General features: G+C 46.2%; 15 protein-coding genes. 13 read left to right on the top strand and 2 right to left on the bottom strand.

Annotated elements, in window-relative coordinates:
- Nucleotides 1-105 precede the first annotated feature (105 nt).
- The 9 genes from L4C44_RS19030 (at nt 106) to L4C44_RS18990 (ending at nt 11,269) form a co-directional block, all read left to right on the top strand.
- Nucleotides 106-1,554 (top strand): YfcC family protein, encoded by a 1,449-nt coding sequence (locus L4C44_RS19030; protein ID WP_428805576.1) that lies wholly within the window; start codon nt 106-108, stop codon nt 1,552-1,554.
- An 808-nt stretch (nt 1,555-2,362) separates the two neighbouring features.
- The gene (gene arcA / locus L4C44_RS19025; protein WP_146492409.1) at nt 2,363-3,586 is read left to right on the top strand and encodes an arginine deiminase; all 1,224 of its coding nucleotides are present in this window, start codon (nt 2,363-2,365) and stop codon (nt 3,584-3,586) included.
- Between the two features lie 71 nt (nt 3,587-3,657).
- On the top strand, nt 3,658-4,569 hold the full coding sequence (gene arcC / locus L4C44_RS19020) for a carbamate kinase (protein WP_428805575.1): 912 nt from the start codon (nt 3,658-3,660) through the stop codon (nt 4,567-4,569).
- A gap of 141 nt (nt 4,570-4,710) precedes the next feature.
- On the top strand, nt 4,711-5,721 hold the full coding sequence (locus L4C44_RS19015; RefSeq protein WP_017063666.1) for an ornithine carbamoyltransferase: 1,011 nt from the start codon (nt 4,711-4,713) through the stop codon (nt 5,719-5,721).
- Nucleotides 5,722-6,197: 476 nt separating this feature from the next.
- Nucleotides 6,198-7,127: an aspartate carbamoyltransferase gene (pyrB, locus tag L4C44_RS19010; protein WP_004729720.1), complete on the top strand. Its 930-nt coding sequence runs from the start codon at nt 6,198-6,200 to the stop codon at nt 7,125-7,127.
- A gap of 15 nt (nt 7,128-7,142) precedes the next feature.
- Nucleotides 7,143-7,607: an aspartate carbamoyltransferase regulatory subunit gene (gene pyrI, locus L4C44_RS19005; RefSeq protein WP_060983419.1), complete on the top strand. Its 465-nt coding sequence runs from the start codon at nt 7,143-7,145 to the stop codon at nt 7,605-7,607.
- A 326-nt stretch (nt 7,608-7,933) separates the two neighbouring features.
- Nucleotides 7,934-8,422, top strand: coding sequence for an arginine repressor (locus L4C44_RS19000; protein WP_017630898.1), 489 nt, complete (start codon nt 7,934-7,936; stop codon nt 8,420-8,422).
- 175 nt (nt 8,423-8,597) lie between these two features.
- Nucleotides 8,598-10,427, top strand: coding sequence for a protein-disulfide reductase DsbD (locus L4C44_RS18995; protein WP_428805574.1), 1,830 nt, complete (start codon nt 8,598-8,600; stop codon nt 10,425-10,427).
- A 212-nt stretch (nt 10,428-10,639) separates the two neighbouring features.
- Nucleotides 10,640-11,269, top strand: coding sequence for a response regulator transcription factor (locus tag L4C44_RS18990; RefSeq protein WP_012604978.1), 630 nt, complete (start codon nt 10,640-10,642; stop codon nt 11,267-11,269).
- Here L4C44_RS18990 and L4C44_RS18985 read toward each other — a convergent pair.
- Nucleotides 11,266-13,017, bottom strand: coding sequence for a potassium/proton antiporter (locus L4C44_RS18985; protein WP_192889548.1), 1,752 nt, complete (start codon nt 13,015-13,017; stop codon nt 11,266-11,268). The two genes, L4C44_RS18990 and L4C44_RS18985, sit on opposite strands and share 4 nt — an antisense overlap.
- A gap of 438 nt (nt 13,018-13,455) precedes the next feature.
- Between L4C44_RS18985 and L4C44_RS18980 the strand changes: the two genes are divergently transcribed.
- From L4C44_RS18980 to L4C44_RS18965, 4 genes are all read left to right on the top strand, one after another.
- Nucleotides 13,456-13,722: a DUF4212 domain-containing protein gene (locus L4C44_RS18980; protein ID WP_010435433.1), complete on the top strand. Its 267-nt coding sequence runs from the start codon at nt 13,456-13,458 to the stop codon at nt 13,720-13,722.
- A 10-nt stretch (nt 13,723-13,732) separates the two neighbouring features.
- Entirely contained in the window at nt 13,733-15,436 is a 1,704-nt protein-coding gene (locus L4C44_RS18975; RefSeq protein WP_017062715.1) for a sodium:solute symporter family protein, read from the top strand.
- Between the two features lie 187 nt (nt 15,437-15,623).
- On the top strand, nt 15,624-16,010 hold the full coding sequence (locus L4C44_RS18970) for a hypothetical protein (protein ID WP_192889549.1): 387 nt from the start codon (nt 15,624-15,626) through the stop codon (nt 16,008-16,010).
- 12 nt (nt 16,011-16,022) lie between these two features.
- A complete protein-coding gene (locus L4C44_RS18965; RefSeq protein WP_428805573.1) occupies nt 16,023-17,408 on the top strand; it encodes a class II fumarate hydratase in 1,386 nt (461 codons plus the stop codon).
- 115 nt (nt 17,409-17,523) lie between these two features.
- Here L4C44_RS18965 and L4C44_RS18960 read toward each other — a convergent pair whose 3' ends face one another.
- A complete protein-coding gene (locus L4C44_RS18960) occupies nt 17,524-20,955 on the bottom strand; it encodes a hybrid sensor histidine kinase/response regulator (protein ID WP_428805572.1) in 3,432 nt (1,143 codons plus the stop codon).
- Between the last annotated feature and the right edge of the window lie 10 nt (nt 20,956-20,965).

Raw genomic sequence — 20,965 nt, 5'->3', positions numbered from 1 at the left:
CTTTATATCGTTGGATATTTTATAAGTGTCAATGTATTTACAATCTATAAATCATTAGTCGCTAATTCACATCACTTCTATTTAAGATGATGTAAGGAGATAGCCATGACAACTCAAACGATACCAAGCGAGAAAAAAAAGGGCGGCTTCTTTGCCAACTTTAAATTCCCTTCTGCCTACACCATTCTATTTATTCTCATTGCGTTCGTCGCTCTGCTTACCTGGATTGTTCCAGCAGGCCAATACGACCGCGCAATGAATGAAGAGCTAGGTCGAGAAGTACCCGTAACCGGCACCTATCAAGCGGTAGAAGGTAACCCTCAAGGCGTGATTGATGTACTGCTAGCGCCTATTGATGGCTTCTACGACCATAATAGTTATGAAGCGGCCGCAATCGACGTTTCACTATTCATTTTAATCATTGGTGGCTTCTTAGGACTAGTAACCAAAACTGGCGCCATTGATGCGGGTATCGAGCGCGTCACCGCCCGCTTAGAAGGGCGAGAAGAGTTGATGATACCAATCCTGATGGCACTGTTTGCCGCTGGCGGTACTGTCTACGGCATGGCGGAAGAATCACTCCCCTTCTATACATTGCTAGTGCCTGTAATGATGGCTGCTCGCTTTGACCCTCTAGTTGCCGCTGCAACCGTACTGCTTGGCGCAGGCATTGGGGTGCTGGGTTCAACAATTAACCCATTCGCAACCGTGATCGCTGCTAACGCCTCTGGTATTCCATTTACAGACGGTATCGCGCTGCGTATTGCGATGTTGATTATTGGTTGGGGTATTTGTGTTGCCTACGTGATGCGTTACGCAAGAATGGTTCAAGCCGATCCAACAACATCAATTGTCTACGATAAATACGAAGAGAACAAAGCGCACTTCTTAGGTAATGCGAGCGGAGAGAAACTTGAATTCACCGCGACTCGCAAACTGATTCTGACCATTTTTGGTGGCTCGTTCGCTGTGATGATTTACGGTGTATCCGTTGCTGGATGGTGGATGGCAGAGATCTCAGCAATGTTCCTAGCAGCAACCATCATCGTCGGTATTGTGGCTCGTATGAGCGAAGAAGAGTTTACCACCAGCTTCATTGATGGTGCCCGCGACCTACTTGGCGTTGCGCTTATCATAGGTATTGCACGGGGTATCGTGGTGGTGATGGACCGCGGTATGATCACTGATACAATTCTCTTCTCTGCAGAGCAAATGGTAACGGGGCTTTCTTCAGTTATCTTCATTAACGTGATGTTCTTCTTAGAGATTCTACTGTCGTTCTTAGTTCCATCGACGTCTGGTCTAGCAGTATTGACCATGCCAATCATGGCACCACTGGCTGACTTTGCCGGTGTAGGTCGCGACTTGGTTATCACTGCGTACCAATCTGCATCCGGCTTGGTCAACCTAATCACCCCGACCTCTGCGGTGGTGATGGGCGGCTTGGCGATTGCTCGCGTCCCTTATGTACGCTGGGTTAAATGGGTGATGCCATTAGTCGGTATCTTGATGGTGTTCTGTATTGTTGTACTGAGTATTGGTGCGCTGATCTAACTAACAGCACTTCACTCCTTTCTCATCCAAAGCCGCTTCTCACAGCGGCTTTTTTATTGTTTCCTCTCCCAATGTAACCCTCTGCTACTAAAACAGCTCCTCAAAGCCATACACGCGATATTCAAGCTATCTTCTGTTCGTAGCAAAACTCAGCCAAACCCAAAGCACTCGCAATAGAAGAATCAATCCGACTTTTAAACATCAAATTAGCTTGAGGAAATAACACTCTATTTTCAACTGTGATGTTTAAACAAATAGTTAGTCACTTATTAGCGTTAATTATATTTAAAGTAATTTACATACTAATAGACAAACGATAGTTAATGCCATTTTTTATCAAAAAACACACTTAAACAGACGATTTTAAAATGTGATCACAACAACTTTATTCGCATTTACTTTGTTAATAAATAATTAATTCTACATCCAAAATTAAATATCTAAATAAAAACACTGCATACTTCCAAGCTAAGTACACTCTTATCAATAAAAATATTCTGCATATAATCCCTCGTAAATTAGATTCTAGTAAGTTTCGTCAAAAAAGCGTGCATAAAGTTCCCAAACAGCTAACTATTTAGAATGTATTACTCATAACTAAAAGTGCATAAAGTTTGTTAAAACCCTTAATTTTAAAGGGCTGCGGGATAAAAAACGATTTGTGATAGATCTCTAAGAATACCTGACTAGCAGGCGTAATATTAATTCCAGACAAGAGATGTGAATAAATAATTCATTCTTCTCAACTGAAAATAAATAATTACTCTTAGCGATAAAAGTAATTCAAATATATAAGAGAGAGACGATCATGAGTAAGTTCTATGTTGGTTCTGAAATAGGTCAATTACGCCGCGTTCTAGTTCACCGCCCAAGACGCGCACTGACTCACCTAACACCCTCTAACTGTCACGATTTGCTATTTGATGACGTACTGGCTGTTGAGCGCGCAGGTAAAGAGCATGATGCATTTACTAAAACGCTACGTGATCAAGGTGTTGAAGTTCTTCTTCTTACTGACCTACTAGCAGACACACTAGCAGTGCCAGAAGCGAAAGATTGGCTTTTGAATCATCAAGTTTCTGATTACCGCTTAGGTAAAACTTTTGCTAACGACGTGCGTTGCTACTTAGGCGACTTACCGAACTTAGAGCTAGCAAAAATCCTAACGGGCGGTCTGTCTTACGCTGAAATGCCAATGAAATCATCTTCAATGATGCAAGGCATGCACGCACCGACCGACTTCATTATCGAACCGCTACCAAATCACCTATTTACTCGTGACACATCTTGCTGGGTATACGGTGGCGTATCTATCAACCCGATGGCGAAACCTGCTCGCCAACGTGAAACCAACCACGTTCGCGCTATTTACCGCTGGCACCCAACATTCGCAGGCCAAGACTTCATTAAATACTTTGGTGATGAAGAAAATATCAGCTACGACAACTCAACGATTGAAGGTGGTGACGTTCTTGTTATCGGTCGTGGCACAGTTCTTATCGGTATGTCTGAGCGTACAACAGCACAAGGTGTTGAGCACTTAGCGTCTAGCCTATTCAAACACGGTCAAGCGAAACAAGTTATCGCAATGCAACTACCAAAACACCGCTCTTGCATGCACTTAGACACCGTTATGACTCACATGAACGAAGATACCTTCTCTGTTTACCCTGAAGTTGTAAGTAAAGACGTGCAGTGCTGGAACCTAACTGGCGATGAGTCTGGCGCAGTGAAAGTGAAAGAAGAGGGCTACTTCGTAACGGCTATCGAAAAAGCACTTGGCGTAGACAAGCTAAACCTAATCACGACCGGTGGTGACAACTTCCATGCAGAACGCGAACAGTGGAACGATGCGAACAACGTTCTTACCGTTAAACCAGGCGTTGTTATTGGCTACGAAGGCAATACATACACCAACGAAAAATACGACAAAGCAGGCATCACGGTTCTTCCTATCCCTGGAGATGAACTTGGCCGCGGTCGCGGTGGCGCACGCTGCATGAGCTGCCCAATTGAGCGTGATGGTATCTAATCACTAAGACGAAACGGCCAAGTTGAACGACCTTAAATAATCTCAGCTTGGCCAAATGAGAGAACACAATTATGACTAAGCAAACTGTTGTTGTCGCACTCGGTGGAAACGCCCTACTTCGTCGTGGTGAGCCGTTAGAAGCCGATGTTCAGCGCCGTAATATTGAAACAGCTGTTAAAACCATCTCTGAAATCGCGAAAGTGTACAACGTGGTTTTAGTTCACGGTAATGGCCCACAAGTTGGTTTACTTGCTCTGCAAGGTTTGGAATACAAAAAAGTAAATCCGTATCCATTGGATGTGTTGGGCAGTGAGACTCAAGGCATGATCGGCTACATGTTGATGCAGGAGTTCAAAAACTATCTGCCTAACCGCAACATCTCATGCATGTTGACGCAAATGACAGTTGATCCAAACGATCCTGCGTTCGCAGATCCAACCAAGCCGATTGGCCCGATCTACGAAGAAGCTGAAGCGCGTGAATTGGCAGAGAAATTCCACTGGATCGTTAAACCAGACGGCCAACACTTCCGTCGCGTGGTGCCAAGCCCACGCCCTACTGGCATTGTTGAGCACGAAGCGATCACCCAACTTATCGATGCCGGCCACCTAGTGATTTGTACTGGCGGCGGTGGCATCCCAGTCAAAAAAGAAAACGGCAAATTAGTCGGTGTTGAAGCGGTTATCGACAAAGACATGTCAGCGGCTTTCTTAGCGAAACAACTGGATGCGGATGCGCTGCTTATTTTGACCGATGCTGACGCTGTTTACCTTGACTGGGGCCAACCGACTCAACACGCACTGCGTAGTACTACACCAAGTGAACTGGCGCAATTCGAATTTGATGCAGGCTCAATGGGGCCAAAAATTGAAGCGTCGTGCGAATTCATCCAACAAGGCGGCAAGGTCGTCGGTATCGGTGCGCTCGAAGATGGTTTGCAAATCCTGCAAGGCCTGGCGGGCACCAATATCACCAAAGATTAATCCACTCGCGAGCTTTTCAAGCCTTGCGAGAAAACTGAATCACCGTTTGAACTGAAATTAATACACAAAAATTGAATCGCGCTTTCTTGAATTTTCTTTCCCTGTAACAGGAAAGCGCCTAAATCTAAGAAGGAATACATCATGGCTTTTAACCTACGCAATCGTAACTTCCTAAAACTACTAGATTTCACTCCACGCGAAATTCAACACTTGTTAGATCTTTCTATGGAGCTAAAAAAAGCGAAGTACAACGGTTACGAACAGCCGACACTGACTGGCAAAAACATTGCACTTATCTTTGAGAAAACCTCAACTCGTACTCGCTGTGCATTTGAAGTTGCTGCATTCGACCAAGGTGCTCGAGTTTCTTACTTAGGCCCATCTGGCTCTCAAATTGGCCACAAAGAATCTATGAAAGATACCGCTCGCGTTCTTGGCCGTATGTACGATGGCATTGAATACCGCGGCTTCGGTCAAGAGATCGTTGAAGAACTAGGCGCTTACGCTGGTGTACCTGTATGGAATGGTCTGACTGACGAATTCCACCCAACTCAAATCTTGGCTGACTTCCTAACCATGACGGAATACGGCCGTGGTAAACAGCTACATGAAATCAGCTTTGCTTACCTAGGCGATGCTCGCAACAACATGGGCAACTCTCTGATGGTTGGCGCTGCGAAAATGGGTATGGACATCCGCCTTGTAGCTCCAAAGCAATTCTGGCCACAAGAAGAGCTACTAGCTCAATGTCGTGAAATCGCAGAACACACTGGCGGCAAAATCACGCTAACAGAAGATGTTCAAGAAGGAGTGCAAGGTTGTGACTTCCTATACACCGACGTTTGGGTATCCATGGGCGAAGCGAAAGAAGCATGGGCTGAGCGTATCAACCTAATGATGCCTTACCAAGTGAACATGGAAATGATCAAAGCAACAGGCAACCCACATGTGAAATTCATGCACTGCCTACCGGCTTTCCACGGCGAAGATACAACAGTCGGTAAGCAACTTGCTGCTGAATATCCGCAACTTAAAGATGGCGTAGAAGTGACAGATGAAGTAGTCGAGTCTGAATACTCAATCGTATTCGATGAAGCAGAAAACCGCATGCACACCATCAAAGCAGTCATGGTTGCGACACTAGGCAGCTAAGAAGTTAATAAATTAAGAAGTTAAGCACTCACTTGTTCGCAAGACATTGACAAGTTAAGTGCAATAACAGGGAAATGCGGGTGGCGTTCTTGGGATTTTGACCTTGGATAAAACCCGCATTTTTTTTCATGTACTAAAAAAGATTATTACCTGAAAAACACTGAGATTCGCAGTTCCGACAAAGGCTTAAATGGAAGCTACAAACGGACGTGATTTCGCATAAAAATCCATTAAATGAATACTTTACAGAAAGTATTGCATGGCCTTTTTATCTGAGTATAATCCTCCGCAATTTGTCTAAAGAGAGCAAAAAATGAACCGCAGTTCTGTCGCACATAATTGTCAAACTACACGCCAAAGAGTGGCGTTAGTGTCATTTTTATTTTGCTCTATTGATCGTTTCGAAGCCTCCTATTTTTAGGGGGCTTTTTTTTGTCCGCAATTTGACTGTATGCATAGAAAAAGGAAGACCCGTTATGGCGCATTCGTTATTTAACAAGCACATCATCTCCATTCCAGAGCTCTCTCGTGATGAACTGGAGCTTATCGTCGATACTGCAGCAAGACTCAAAGCAGAGCCAAACCCAGAGCTGCTGAAAAATAAGGTGGTTGCGAGCTGCTTCTTTGAGCCTTCAACTCGAACTCGCCTTTCATTTGAAACCGCAGTTCAACGCCTAGGTGGCACTGTCATCGGTTTTGATAATGGCGGTAACACGTCATTGGCGAAAAAAGGCGAAACACTTGCCGATTCGGTGCAAGTTATCTCTTCTTACGTTGATGCCTTTGTGATGCGTCATCCACAAGAAGGCGCAGCACGTTTAGCCTCTGAGTTCTCTAACGGTGTGCCAATTGTGAATGGTGGCGATGGTGCCAATCAGCACCCAACACAGACCTTGTTGGATCTATTCTCGATTTACGAAACGCAAGGCACGCTCGACAACCTCAATGTGGCATTCGTTGGTGACCTAAAATATGGCCGCACCGTACACTCATTGACGCAAGCACTATCAAAATTCAATAACGTACGTTTCTTCTTTATTGCGCCAGAAGTGTTAGCGATGCCTGATTACATCTGTGAAGAACTGGAAGAGATGGGTATCCAATACAGCACCCACAGCAGCATTGAAGAAGTGGTGCCTGAGCTGGATGTTCTGTACATGACTCGCGTACAGAAAGAGCGCTTTGATGCATCAGAATACGCGCACATGAAATCGGCTTACATTCTAACAGCTGATACGCTGAAAGATGCACGCCAAAACATGAAAGTGCTTCACCCACTACCACGTGTCGACGAAATCACAACTGATGTAGATAAAACGCCACACGCTTACTACTTCGAGCAAGCTGAAAATGGTGTGTATGCTCGCGAAGCCCTATTAGCCCTAGTTCTAAACGACACTTTATAAGCAGGAGAAACAGTCATGGTTAAACAAACTCAGCTACAAGTAGAAGCCATTCGTAACGGCAGCGTCATTGACCACATCCCTGCTCACCTTGGGATCAAAATCCTCAAGCTGTTTAAATTGCACAAGACCGAGCAACGCATCACCATGGGATTAAATTTGCCATCATCAGCACTGGGTCATAAAGATCTGATCAAGATTGAGAACATCTTTCTAACCAAAGAACAAGCCAACCAATTGGCTCTGTATGCTCCGCAAGCGACGGTGAATCAAATTGAAGAGTACAAGGTGGTCAACAAGTTAACACTGGTACTGCCAGACCAAATCAATAGTGTGTTCGCTTGCCCAAATAGCAACTGTATTTCACACGGTGAGCCTGTTGAAAGTAGCTTTAAAGTACAGCTTAAACAGGAAAACGTGCAACTAAAATGTCACTACTGTGAAAAAGTATTCTCTCGCGAGATCATGAGTGAAATTCGCTAACCCTTAGCGCTATTACCTCCGCAATAAAAACCCTTTATAAGTTATGGATATTTATTCCCAAGCCGGAATAAATATCCATTAATCAAAGAATAAAACCCCAAAATAAAAGCAATAAACCAGAATATTATTTGGTGATCGCCTTCAAAAAGATAACTATCCTTTAGTGGTAGACTCAATGCATAGATGATCATACATCTCGCATACCCTCCCTTCTTTACTTCGGGATTCATCGGTAAGCCCTATTAATAATCGTACTCTACGGCTTTGGGAGTGCGTTCGGCGCTATGGACAAGCGATATCCACACGTTGACCTTAAGGAGTTGTTCATGAACGAAATCACTGAGCACGGTTGCTTGTATTCAGCTGAAGATAAAACACTGACTGCGGCGTGCAAACGCTTACTACAACAACAAAGCTTCTCGACCCAAAACCAACTGCGCGAGAAACTGGTAGAGATAGGTTATACCGGCATTAGCCAATCAACCGTATCTCGTATTTTGTCACAGCTTGGCGTAGTAAAAATCCAGAACGCCTGTGGTAAAAAGGTGTACTGCATCACGGTTGAAAGTGCACCTGTTCGTGTCGATGCGTCCATCTCATCGCAAATCGAATTAATCACTCATAACCAAGCGATGGTGATAGTAAAAACCCACCCTGGTTGTGCACAGTTGGTCGCAAGATTGGTTGATATCGACCCACATACCGAGATTATCGGCACTGTTGGTGGCAACGACACCGTGTTAATTATTCCAAAAGACACGACCAACATAGACGCTTGCGAACAAGTGGTAAAAGCACGCTTGGGTGTTGCCTAAATGTCTTATTGGCAAGGGCTGTTCACTGCAGTTGCTCTGCTGACTCTCTCTCGACTGCCGACGAAAGTGGCTCACCCGCCCTAGTGGATATTTGCTGGTCGATGAAACTAATCACAAACTATTACGGTCTGATTGAGTTAAGATACCTTCAACTCCACTTTGATGACTAAATAGTATGCGACGACTTGCCACATTACTTTTTGTTTGTGTTTCCCTATTCACCCAGCCTGCGTGGGCGCTTTTTGGGAACGACAACGCCGAGCCAAGCTTCGGAGGCAATAACAATGGCTTTGTCCCTGTAGACCAAGCTTTCCCTTTCAATTATTACCAGCAAGACGGTAAAGTTCTTCTTGATTGGCAAGTAAAAGAGGGCTATTACCTCTATCAACATAGCCTCTCGTTCACCGGAAAAAATCTCGCTATCGGCAATGTTGAGTTAGAAGATGGTAAGCCACACCAAGACGAATTCTTCGGTGAGGTGAGCATTTATACGCAGCCTCTATTCGTACAAGTTCCGCTACAGAGTTACCAAGATGGCTCACAGCTGATCGTTAAGTATCAAGGCTGTGCAGACGCTGGTTTCTGCTACCCACCAGAAACTCGAGTAATCGACATAGCACCGTTTGAAGCAACGGGTTCAAGCGACACTGCTGCCGACACTACCAGCAACCAAGCGAACACCGCACCACAAGTTGCTTCTCCAAAAGCAGATGTGGCAAATAACACGACACCACAATCAAGCGCACCCGTTTCAAAAGAAGCGAGCCTAGCCGATAAGCTCGGTGACAGTTGGTGGACTCCTCTCTTGTTCTTAGCACTCGGTGTTGGTTTAGCGTTTACGCCGTGTGTGTTGCCTATGTATCCAATTCTAACGGGTATCGTTTTAGGTGGCGGCAAGCTCAGCCAAGGTCGAGCGCTGATGCTGTCGTTCATTTACGTGCAAGGCATGGCCTTAACCTACACCTTATTGGGTTTAGTGGTTGCCTCTGCCGGCATGCAATTCCAAGCGGCTATGCAGCACCCTTACGTGCTGATCGCGTTGAGTGTTCTGTTCGTGGCGTTAGCGATGTCGATGTTTGGCGTTTATAACCTGCAACTACCAAGTAGCATTCAAACTTGGCTCAATAACCAAAGCAATAAGCAGCAAGGTGGCAATACTCTAGGCGTGTTTGCGATGGGTGCTATCTCTGGCTTAGTGTGTTCACCTTGTACTACAGCACCACTGTCTGGAGCATTGCTGTACGTTGCTCAAAGTGGTGACCTATTTACCGGTGCAATTGCCCTTTATGCCTTAGCGATCGGTATGGGTATTCCACTGGTCTTAGTCGCGGTATTTGGTAACAAGTTACTGCCGAAAGCGGGCGGTTGGATGGATAAGGTTAAGGTCGTATTTGGCTTCATCTTACTTGCGGCGCCAATCTTCCTATTAGAACGTATCATCCCTGAATTTTGGGCGACGGTACTTTGGTCTGGCCTTGGTTTCATCGCCTTTGGTTGGCTTTACCACAGCAAGAATACACTACCATTCGGTGGCTGGAAGCAAAGTGCAGTGGGCATCATCGCAATGCTCGGACTATTCGCTTCAGCGCAACCTGCCTTAAATTACTGGTTTGCAGAAAAGAACGTGGTGGTTGAACAGCAAATCCAATTTGCGCGCGTCAACACGGTAGAAGAGTTAGAAATCCAGTTGATTGAAGCGAAGAAACTCGGTAAGCCAGTGATGCTCGATTTCTACGCCGATTGGTGTGTCGCATGTAAAGAGTTTGAGAAATACACCTTCCATCAAGCCGATGTAGAGAACAAGCTTTCTGATTTTGTCCTTCTTCAAGCGGATGTAACGAAGAACATGCCCCAAGACATTGAATTGCTTAAACAGTTACAGGTGCTAGGTTTACCAACCATTGAGTTCTGGGACAGCAAGGGTAACCATGTTCCAAATGCTCGTGTCACCGGTTTTATGCCTGCAGATGTATTCTTAAAACACATGCAAGACCACCAGCTATAACGACGACATTCGTCTAAATATAAGCACGAACGAAAGCCGCACCGCCCCTCCGTAACAAGATGGCAGTGCGGCTTTTTTGTGATTACAGGAAACACTTTCCAAGAACAGGGATAAAAGTCGATATGGTTCAGACTTTTAATGCATAGATATTGTCCACATACTCAATCAGGATGATAATAAATATTAACTAAATTGTTAAAAGTATGAACGTCATGGACTCGACCTATACCATCATCATTGCTGATGACCACCCTCTCTTTCGCAACGCCCTGTTTCAGTCAGTTCATATGGCGATCAGCGGTGCGAACCTGCTTGAGGCCGATTCTCTCGATGCCTTACTGACTCTGCTGAAAAAAGAAGATGAACCTGACCTGCTGCTTCTCGACCTTAAAATGCCGGGAGCAAACGGGATGTCGGGCTTAATTCAACTGCGTGCTGAATATCCAGATTTACCGATTGTGGTGATCTCAGCCAGTGAAGATGCCAGCGTTGTAACTCAAGTGAAGAGCCACGGTGCCTTTGGCTTTATTCCTAAATCGAGCGATATGCGTGAATTGGTGAGCGCACTGAATCAAGTGCTGAATGGCGACCCGTTCTTCCCTGAAGGGCTTATCACCAACAATGCAGCCTGTAGCGACCTTGCGGAAAAGCTTTCCACACTGACACCTCAGCAATACAAGGTTTTAGGGATGCTTTCAGACGGCCTGCTGAACAAGCAAATCGCGTATGAATTGAATGTTTCGGAAGCGACCATCAAGGCACATATGACAGCCATCTTCCGTAAACTGGATGTGAAAAACCGAACTCAGGCTGTTATCTTGCTACAAGAAGTCCACAACTAAGCTTCACTGATATCCTCTTCTAAAGTCGTCTTAGGCAAACATAAACCCAGCTTGACGACTTTATGATCATCTATCTCAGCAACCACCCAATTAATGTCATGCCACTCGAAGCTATCGCCCAGAACTGGATGCGCGCCTAACTCTCGTTCAGCCAATTGTTTTAGGGTCATGTCGCGCTCTTCTTCCGAGCCAAGTTCAATACCATAGCAGTCACTAACGGCTGCAATTGATAATCCAACCTCAAGGAAGAAGTCACCAAAGAATCGAGCTGCGTCTTCCGCCAAAGGTGCCTCACTGAATAGCTCACTTAAGCTATCTAGGTCTTTATCTTGCCCCAATACACAGAGAATATCGTTCGCCTCTAACACGGTACTGCCCGATGGGTGGAGCAAGGCATCTTTTCTAAACAGTGCGGTAATTCGCGTCCCTTCTGGCATAGACAAGCGCTTAAGCGGTTCGCCAATACACCACTTTTCCTCTTTCAACTTATAGACAAACATCTCCCACTCACTGGTAGGGTAGATCTCAATGCCGGTTCGAGAAATAGGTGTCGGTGTTGGCGGTAAGGTCACTTTAGCGAGCCTCGCGACTTTCATTAAGCTGCCGCCCTGAACAATCAGCGAAACCATAACCACGAAGAAGGCGATATTGAAGTACAACTGAGCATTAGGCAGGCCAGCCATCATCGGGAATACCGCCAGAATGATCGGCACAGCACCACGTAAACCTACCCAAGAAACAAACCAACGTTCCTTAGTGGTAAAGCTTCTGAACGGCAGTAAACCCAACCAAACAGACAGTGGACGAGCAAACAAAATCATACCGAAGGCCAATGCCAACGCAGGAAGTGCAATGTCCATCAATGTCGATGGTGTAACCAATAAACCAAGCACCAAGAACATCACGATCTGGCTTAGCCACGTCATGCCATCAAGAACATTTAGAATAGAGTGTCGAGAGCGCGTCGGGCGATTACCAATGAACAGGCCCACTAGATAAATCGACAAGATACCGCTTCCGCCAAGCATGTTAGAAAACGCAAACAGAGCCACGCCACCACTAAGCACGAGAATTGAGTAAAGGCCATCAGCCAGTTGCACTCGATTGATTAGGCTCCACAGAACCCAACCACCACCGATGCCAACAAGGGTCCCGATACCAAACTGCATCGCAAAGCTTTGCAATAGGAAGTTCATTCCCATCTCGGCATCAGGATTACCCAGCAGTGCGATTAAAGTTACCGTCAGGAAGACAGCCATTGGGTCATTGGTACCAGATTCGATCTCTAGGGTTGAGCCAACACGTTCATTGAGGCTCTGCCCTTTCAACAAAGAAAATACCGCAGCTGCATCGGTCGAACCCACAATCGCACCAACTAAGATACCCTGCATCAATGACAGATCGAACAGCCAAGCCGCCATTAAGCCCGTTAGGGTTGCAGTACATGCGACACCTATCGTCGCCAGCGAGAGCGACGGCCAAAAAGCGACCTTAAAGCTCGCGACCTTAGTTCGCATACCGCCATCAAGCAGGATCACGGCAAGCGCAAGGTTACTCACCAAGTAAGTGAGGGAGTAGTCGTCGAAATTGATGCCACCGGGCCCATCTTCACCGGCTAACATGCCAACGAAAAGGAAGATCAAAAGAATAGGAACGCCCAATCGAGAGGACACTTGTGAGAAAAGTACACTGATGGCGATGAGTACGGCACCAGTCAAAAATAAGTGATTAATGGTTATTGCGTCCAATTCGTTCCCCCAAAGAATAAAACTCGAGCTTTAAGCCTGTTGATCTTTTGCCACTAGCTTGTTGATCTTATGCCGTTAAGCAAGTCACAGCCGGTGAAAGTACCGTAGTTACTATAACAAACTTATGTTTCGCTTCGTGTCATAGGCAGGACTAAATACCGTTTCTCGGTCATTTAGTTGTTAAATTTTATGACTCGCCGCCTAATTCATACGTTTTTGTTAGACCTTTGGCTAATTTAACAACATTGCAACATCACATTTTTCTATGGTTATGCCTTCTAACTCCCATATTTCAGTGGATTAGCGCTAATAGCGTCCCGACTAAAGTTGCACAGATCACTTTACTTATCCTTGCTACATTCTAAATCGTAACATTACGTTAACACGGTAATTTTCTACAGAAACAGTTTCTACGGAAACGGAATAAAGGAGAAGGCAATGGCGTTCGAATCTACGGAACATGCTCAAGCCTACTGGAAGGAAAACTTGGGAATTATGGGAACACTGCTCGCTGTCTGGTTTGCAGTGTCTTACGGCGCTGGCATCTTATTTGTGGATGCCCTCAACACCGTTCAGTTTGGCGGGTTCAAGCTAGGATTTTGGTTCGCTCAGCAAGGTTCGATATACACCTTCGTGGCGCTGATATTTATTTACGTTGTCCGCATGAATGCGCTCGACAAAAAATACAACGTACAGGAAGACTAGAGGCTAGAACATGGATATTCAAACTTGGACGTTTATTCTCGTCGGTATTACTTTCGCGGTATATATCGGCATCGCAATCTGGGCTCGTGCAGGGTCTACAAGTGAGTTCTACGTTGCTGGCGGTGGTGTACACCCAGTAGCAAACGGAATGGCGACTGCCGCTGACTGGATGTCGGCAGCATCATTCATCTCAATGGCAGGTATCATCTCATTCGTCGGCTACGACGGTGCGGTTTACCTCATGGGTTGGACAGGTGGTTATGTGCTACTTGCGCTATGTTTAGCACCTTACCTACGTAAATTCGGTCAGTTTACGGTTCCTGATTTCATCGGTGAGCGTTACTACTCGAAAACAGCACGTATGGTAGCGGTATTCTGTGCAATCTTCGTATCGTTTACGTACGTTGCAGGCCAGATGCGTGGTGTTGGCGTTGTATTCTCTCGCTTCCTAGAAGTTGATATTAACCTAGGCATCATCATTGGTATGGGTATTGTGTTCTTCTACGCAGTACTTGGTGGCATGAAAGGCATCACTTATACGCAGGTAGCTCAATTCTGTGTCCTCATTTTCGCCTTCCTTGTTCCAGCAATCTTTACCTCAATCATGATGACAGGTAACCCACTTCCACAAGTTGGTATGGGCTCTACTCTCTCAGGTACCGATGTATACCTACTTGATAAACTGGATGGACTCACAGAAGAACTCGGATTCACCGCCTATACCGAAGGTAACAAGAGTATGGTGGATGTATTCTTCATCTGTGCGGCTCTAATGGTCGGTACTGCGGGTCTTCCACACGTAATCATTCGTTTCTTCACGGTACCAAAAGTACGTGATGCTCGTATCTCAGCGGGTTGGGCTCTACTGTTCATCTCATTGCTATACACAACAGCACCAGGTGTTGCAGCATTCGCTCGTGTAAACATGATCGAAACAATCAACGGCCCTGACATGCAAGGTGTCGCAGCCGCTGACGCACCAAGCTGGTACAAAAACTGGGAAAGCACTGGCCTAGTAGGTTGGGAAGATAAGAACGGCGATGGCAAAATGTTCTACTCGGGCGATGAACGCAACGAGATGAAGATTAACCGTGACATCATCGTACTGGCTTCTCCAGAGCTAGCGAAACTACCAAACTGGGTTGTAGCACTACTTGCAGCCGGTGGCCTAGCCGCCGCACTATCAACAGCCGCTGGTCTACTATTGGTTATCTCAACGTCGATTTCACATGACTTGTTGAAGAAAGGCTTCAGACCAAACATGACCGACAAGCAGGAGCTGTTAGCCGCTCGTTTGGCAGCCATGGTCGCAATTGTAGGTGCAGGTTACTTAGGTATTAACCCACCAGGCTTTGTAGCACAGGTAGTAGCGTTTGCCTTCGGCTTAGCCGCAGCATCCTTCTTCCCAGCGATTATCCTAGGTATCTTCTACAAGAAGATGAACAAGGAAGGCGCAATTGCAGGTATGTTGTCAGGTATTGCCTTCACAGCAAGCTACATCATCTACTTCAAGTTCATTAACCCAGCAGCAAGCACACCTGAAAACTGGTGGTTTGGTATCAGCCCAGAAGGCATCGGTACGCTAGGTATGTGTCTAAACTTCGTAGTATCGATTGCTGTAAACAAAGTAACAGCTGAAGTACCACAAGATGTACAAGATATGGTTGAGAACATCCGTTACCCGAAAGGTGCAGGTGAAGCTCACGACCACTAAGCAGAGATGTTTAGCAAAAATGAATCAGTACTTACATTGTAGGGATTAGGTACTGATTCCAAGAAAGCCGATACATAAAGTATCGGCTTTTTCTTTTTCTGCTCATTTTATAAAAAGACAAACAAAGGGTTGTTTTTAACGCTTCATTTGATAATAATTATCATTAACATCCATTGAAGAGATGCAAATGATGATGAAAGAGCAGCAGGTTCTCTACTCGAGATTTTACAAAGCACAGGATCGCTTTGCTTCATTAGAACAAGTTCAAGGCCACGAGCCTTTTGTGATTCGAGACTACATCGAGTGTGCACTTACGCTTTCCGCTTACTATGAAAAGCATGCCGCCCAAGAAAACATCTTGTTATGTGAACTATACCTGCGCCAAGTTTTCTTCCATTTGATTGAAGCGATTGAGTCTCCTGACCGGAGTTTCACCTTTCGTCATATCTGCCTAGACTCTATTCACTCACCACTATTTTATTTGAAACGCCATTACTGCCAGCAACCACAAGGCCAAGCGCGTTTTTTGAATATCAGCCAAACACTACAACAAGTCCAAGCCCCACTTGGCTAACAAGGATAGAACATGACCCTACAATTTCGAATTGAAAAAGACAGCATGGGGGAAGTTAAAGTCCCTGCCGATGCGCTATACCAAGCACAAACCCAACGTGCCGTAGATAACTTCGCGTTTAGTTCACACAAGATGCCAACCAGTTTTATTCAAGCTCTGGCATTAATTAAACAGGCAGCGGCAGATAGCAATGCTCAGTTAGGTCTACTGGAAGGTGATATTGCCAACGCGATAGCAGAAGCCAGCCAAGAGATCATCGATGGTAAGCATCTGGATCAATTCCCGATCGATGTCTACCAAACCGGCTCTGGCACCAGTTCTAACATGAACGCCAACGAAGTGATTGCGACACTAGCGTCAAGAAGCTTGCAAGGCGACGTGAACCCGAATGATCACGTCAACATGGGCCAAAGCAGCAACGATGTGGTACCAACCGCGATTCAAGTCAGTGTCGCTCTGATAGCTGAAAATAAGTTGTTACCTGCACTCTCCCACCTTTCTGGCTCACTTACCGTTAAGCAGCAAGAACTTGCTGAGGTAGTAAAAACAGGCCGTACTCATCTCATGGATGCGATGCCAATTACCTTTGCTCAAGAGCTTGGTGGCTGGAAGTTCCAGATTGAACACGCTAAGCAAGCCATTGAAAGTACTCTACCTGCTATCAAGGCGCTTGCTCAAGGTGGAACAGCGGTAGGAACCGGGATCAATGCTGACCCACGCTTTGCCGATAAGTTTGCAAGTAACCTGTCCCAATCGACAAAGATCAGCTTTAACTCAAGTGAAAACTTCTTTTTTAATCTCAGCAGCCAAGACGCGATCGTTGCGTTTTCGGGACAGCTCAAAACTGCAGCAGTTGCGATCATGAAGATCTCAAACGATCTTCGCTGGATGAACTCTGGCCCGCTAGCTGGATTAGGGGAAATTGAATTACAAGCTCTCCAACCAGGGTCGTCTATCATGCCGGGCAAGGTAAACCCTGTAATTCCAGAAGCCGCAGCGATGGCGGCTGCGCAGGTGATTGGTAACGACACCACGATTACGGTGGCAGGACAGTCAGGTAACTTCCAATTGAATGTAATGCTGCCAGTCATTGCGCATAACGTATTAGAGAGTATTGAGCTTCTCGCTAATAGCTCAGTTGCATTGGCTGATAAAGCGATTGCCACCTTCACTGTGCGACAAGACAATCTTGATTTAGCACTTTCAAAGAATCCGATTCTGGTGACTGCGCTTAACCCTGTGATTGGTTACTTGAAGGCTGCTGATATCGCCAAGAAAGCCTATAAAGAAGGCTTACCAATTCTGGATGTAGCAGAAAGAGAAACGGATCTCAGCCGGGCAGAGCTCAGCAAGTTGCTTGATCCAACCACACTGACGCAGGGTGGAATCGCAGGTTAGTGAATCAGTGAACAAGAATTAACGCTCCTTACCGAAACAAAAAAGGCCTCATCCGAGGCCTTTTCACTATCCACTCACAAATCCGAACATGCTAATCCGAACCTGTTAATTCAAGCTAGCTCACTCGATTCAAAACCGCTCTTAACTTGAGTGGCTTCACTGGCTTAGCAATAAAGCTGAAGCTGTTGGCCTTTATCGCTGCCAACATGTCATCGGTTCTATCAGCACTGATAATTACACCCTCAAAAGAGTCCCCAAGGCGCAAACGACACTGTTGCAACACTTCCAGACCCGTTCGACCATTGTCGAGACGATAATCCGAGAAGATAACATCCGGCAGCCAACTATCGTCTAGACACTTCAAGCTTTCAACCAGATCAACCGCGGTCTTAACCTCACAGCCCCAACGTCCAATCAGATTCTCCATACCAACCAAAATCTCGCGCTCATTATCGACACACAAGATTTTCAGGTGTTCGATGTCGCTGGTCGCCATTGGCGCTGAAGCTTGCACAACCGGAGCCACCTGTTCCGCTCTCGCTAAAGTGATAGAGAAAACGCTGCCTTGGCCCGGCCATGAACGCATCGAAATTTGATGACCAAGTACATGAGCAATACCTTTCGAGATGGCTAACCCTAACCCCAACCCTTGATCAGAACGCACTTGGCTGCCACGAGTAAATTCTTCGAAGATCTCTTGTTGCTTGTCTTCATCGATACCGGTTCCGTTATCCCACACATCGATTCGTACCTGGCCGTTCACTCGCCTTGCACCCAGGACCACTTTTCCTTCAGGGTTATAACGGAAAGCATTGGTCAAAAAGTTCTGAATCACACGCCTCAATAACTTAGGATCTGAGTGAATGAACAATGACGATGGGATCATCTGAAACTCAATTTTTTGTTGTCTCGCTAACGCGCTAAATTCCGCGTTCAAGTTGGTTAGCACATCGTGCACGGCAATCGCGTGAATGTTGGTTTCTAATTTCCCTGACTCCAAGCGAGAGATATCCAACAAGTCGCCAATCAGATCTTCTGCGGCCCCTAACGCACTCTCGATATGAGATGACAACTGCTTCACCTCTTGCTCTTTTGCCACCTCAGAAAGTGACGAAGCAAACAAGCGCGCAGCATTGAGCGGCTGCATTAAATCGTGGCTTACCGCGGCTAGAAAACGACTCTTGGATTGTGATTCTTGATCCGAAATCTGAGTTGCTTTTACCAAGCGATGGTTCAGTTTTTCGAGCTCTTGAGTTCGCTCATGTACTCTCGACTCCAAGCTTTCATTAGCATCTTTTAGCGCTTGCTCTGCTTGCCTAAATACCGTGATATCGGTAAAGCTCATTACAAAGCCACCACTTGGCATCGGGTTACCTTGCACCTCAATCACTCGACCATCAGGACGAATACGAGAAGAGGTGTGTCTAGTGCCTTGTTCAAGGTGATAAACACGGCGGCGAACGTGATCTTCTGGGTCACCCGGACCACACAAACCTTGCTCGGCATTGTGACGAATCACATCTGAAATGGGTCGTCCAACCTGAATCAAACCCGCAGGAAATTCAAACAGTTCTAAGTAACGTTGGTTCCACGCCACCAGCCTCATTTGCTTATCGATCACTGCGATGCCTTGACCAATGTGTTCAATCGCACCTTGTAGTAAACCACGGCTAAAATCGTACAGCTCAGAGGCCTCATCAACGATGGTCGCGACCTCTTCAAGCTGCATGTTTCTGCCCTGTAAAGCAGAAGTAAGTACTAACTTAGCGGAAGAGGCACCGAATACACCCGCGAGTACGCGCTCTGCATGTCGAATCAAACTCGCAGGTGCTTGTTGATTGGGAAGCAGCGGTTGTCCGTGTTGTTGCCAATAGCTGTGTAAGGCGCTTTTCGCTCGCTTTCGACCGACAAAGCGTGATGCCAACATCTCTAGTTCCGCAACCGTCACACGATTCTGGTAAAGGCTGATGTTTTCATTCTCAGGCAGCGGTGTACCAACAAATGCTGCTGATTGTAAGCGCTCACTTAGGCTTGGTCTTGTCGACATCGAAACCACGGCATAGCACAAGGTATTAAGCACAATACTCAGCACAATTCCCCAGTTTGAACTACTGATATCCCAACTGCTGAGCAACTCTGGTGGCGTGATAATCCACAGCAAAAGGTTACTTTCGCTATCGCCTGCCAACATGCTGGTTTGACTCATCAGAGTAATCAGCCAAATCAACGAGCCCACCATTAAGCCGACATACACACCCTTGCGGTTACCCGGGCGCCAGTACAAACCACCAATCAATGCTGGCGCGAATTGAGCAATCGCAGCAAACGAAAGAAAACCAATCGCTGACAGTGAATGAATGGTATCGAGCGCCTGATAGAACAACCAAGCACCAAGTAGAAGCAATAAAATAAGCCCGCGACGAATCACCAATAGCAACCCAGAGAAGTGGCGGTGAGTCCTTTGGGTTAAGCGCATTCGGCGCAGCAATAGCGGCATCACTAAATCGTTCGACACCATGATCGCCAACGCGATGGTCGACACAATTACCATACCACTAGCAGCAGACGTACCACCAAGGAACGCAAGCAAGGCAATATGATTGGCGCCTTCAGCCATCGGCAGACTGATCACATACGTATCTGCAGGCATGCTCGGAAGCAGTCCTTGCCCAGCCCATGCAATTGGCAGAACGAACAGCCCCATCAAAATCAGATAAAGCGGAAATAACCAACGAGCAGTGTGCAGATCTTGAGGACGTTCATTCTCAACGACCATGGTATGGAACTGACGCGGTAAGCAGACAATCGCCAACATGGTCAAAACAGTATGGATAATTAAGGTCGGAATATTCGGCGACTCATAAGTGCTCGCCGCCACATCGAGCAGGTCAATCTTGTCGCTACTCATCGCCAGATACATAATAAACAAGCCAACAATTAGAAATGCCGCCAGCTTAACGATCGACTCAAACGCCACCGCCATCATCATGCCGCGGTGATGTTCCGTGTTATCGATGTGCCTTGTACCAAACAGCATAGTAAAAATGGCCAGCGCACCGACCACAAACCAAGAAACATGGTAATCCTGATAGCCAAAATCTTGAGCCAGACTCGGGGCAACGATATCCAACCCCATGGTGATACCACGCAGTTGTAAGGCGATATAAGGCAGAATACCGATCACTGCGATAACCGTCACCGCTACCGCTAAACCTTGAGATTTGCCATAACGAGCCGCAATGAAATCGGCAATTGAGGTGATATGTTCCCGCTTCGCGATCAGAATCAGTCGCGCTAAGATCCGCCACCCAAGGGTGAAGACCAAAATCGGTGCAAGATAGATGGGTAAGAAAGACCAAGGGTTATTGCTCGCCTGACCCACCGTTCCATAGAAGGTCCACGAGGTACAATACACCGCAATAGAGAGGCTATAGATCCACGGTCGCCAACGCGATAGCCAACGAACCTGCCTGTCTCCATACCAAGCGATCAGAAATAACACGCCCAAGTAGGCTAAAGAGACTGGAATTACTACCCATCCTTGCATTGAAAACCCT

Source organism: Vibrio satsumensis (assembly GCF_050337435.1).
Lineage (GTDB): Bacteria > Pseudomonadota > Gammaproteobacteria > Enterobacterales > Vibrionaceae > Vibrio > Vibrio satsumensis.
The sequence above is the reverse complement of the archived record's forward strand: the minus strand, read 5'-3'. Positions and strand labels throughout refer to the sequence as shown.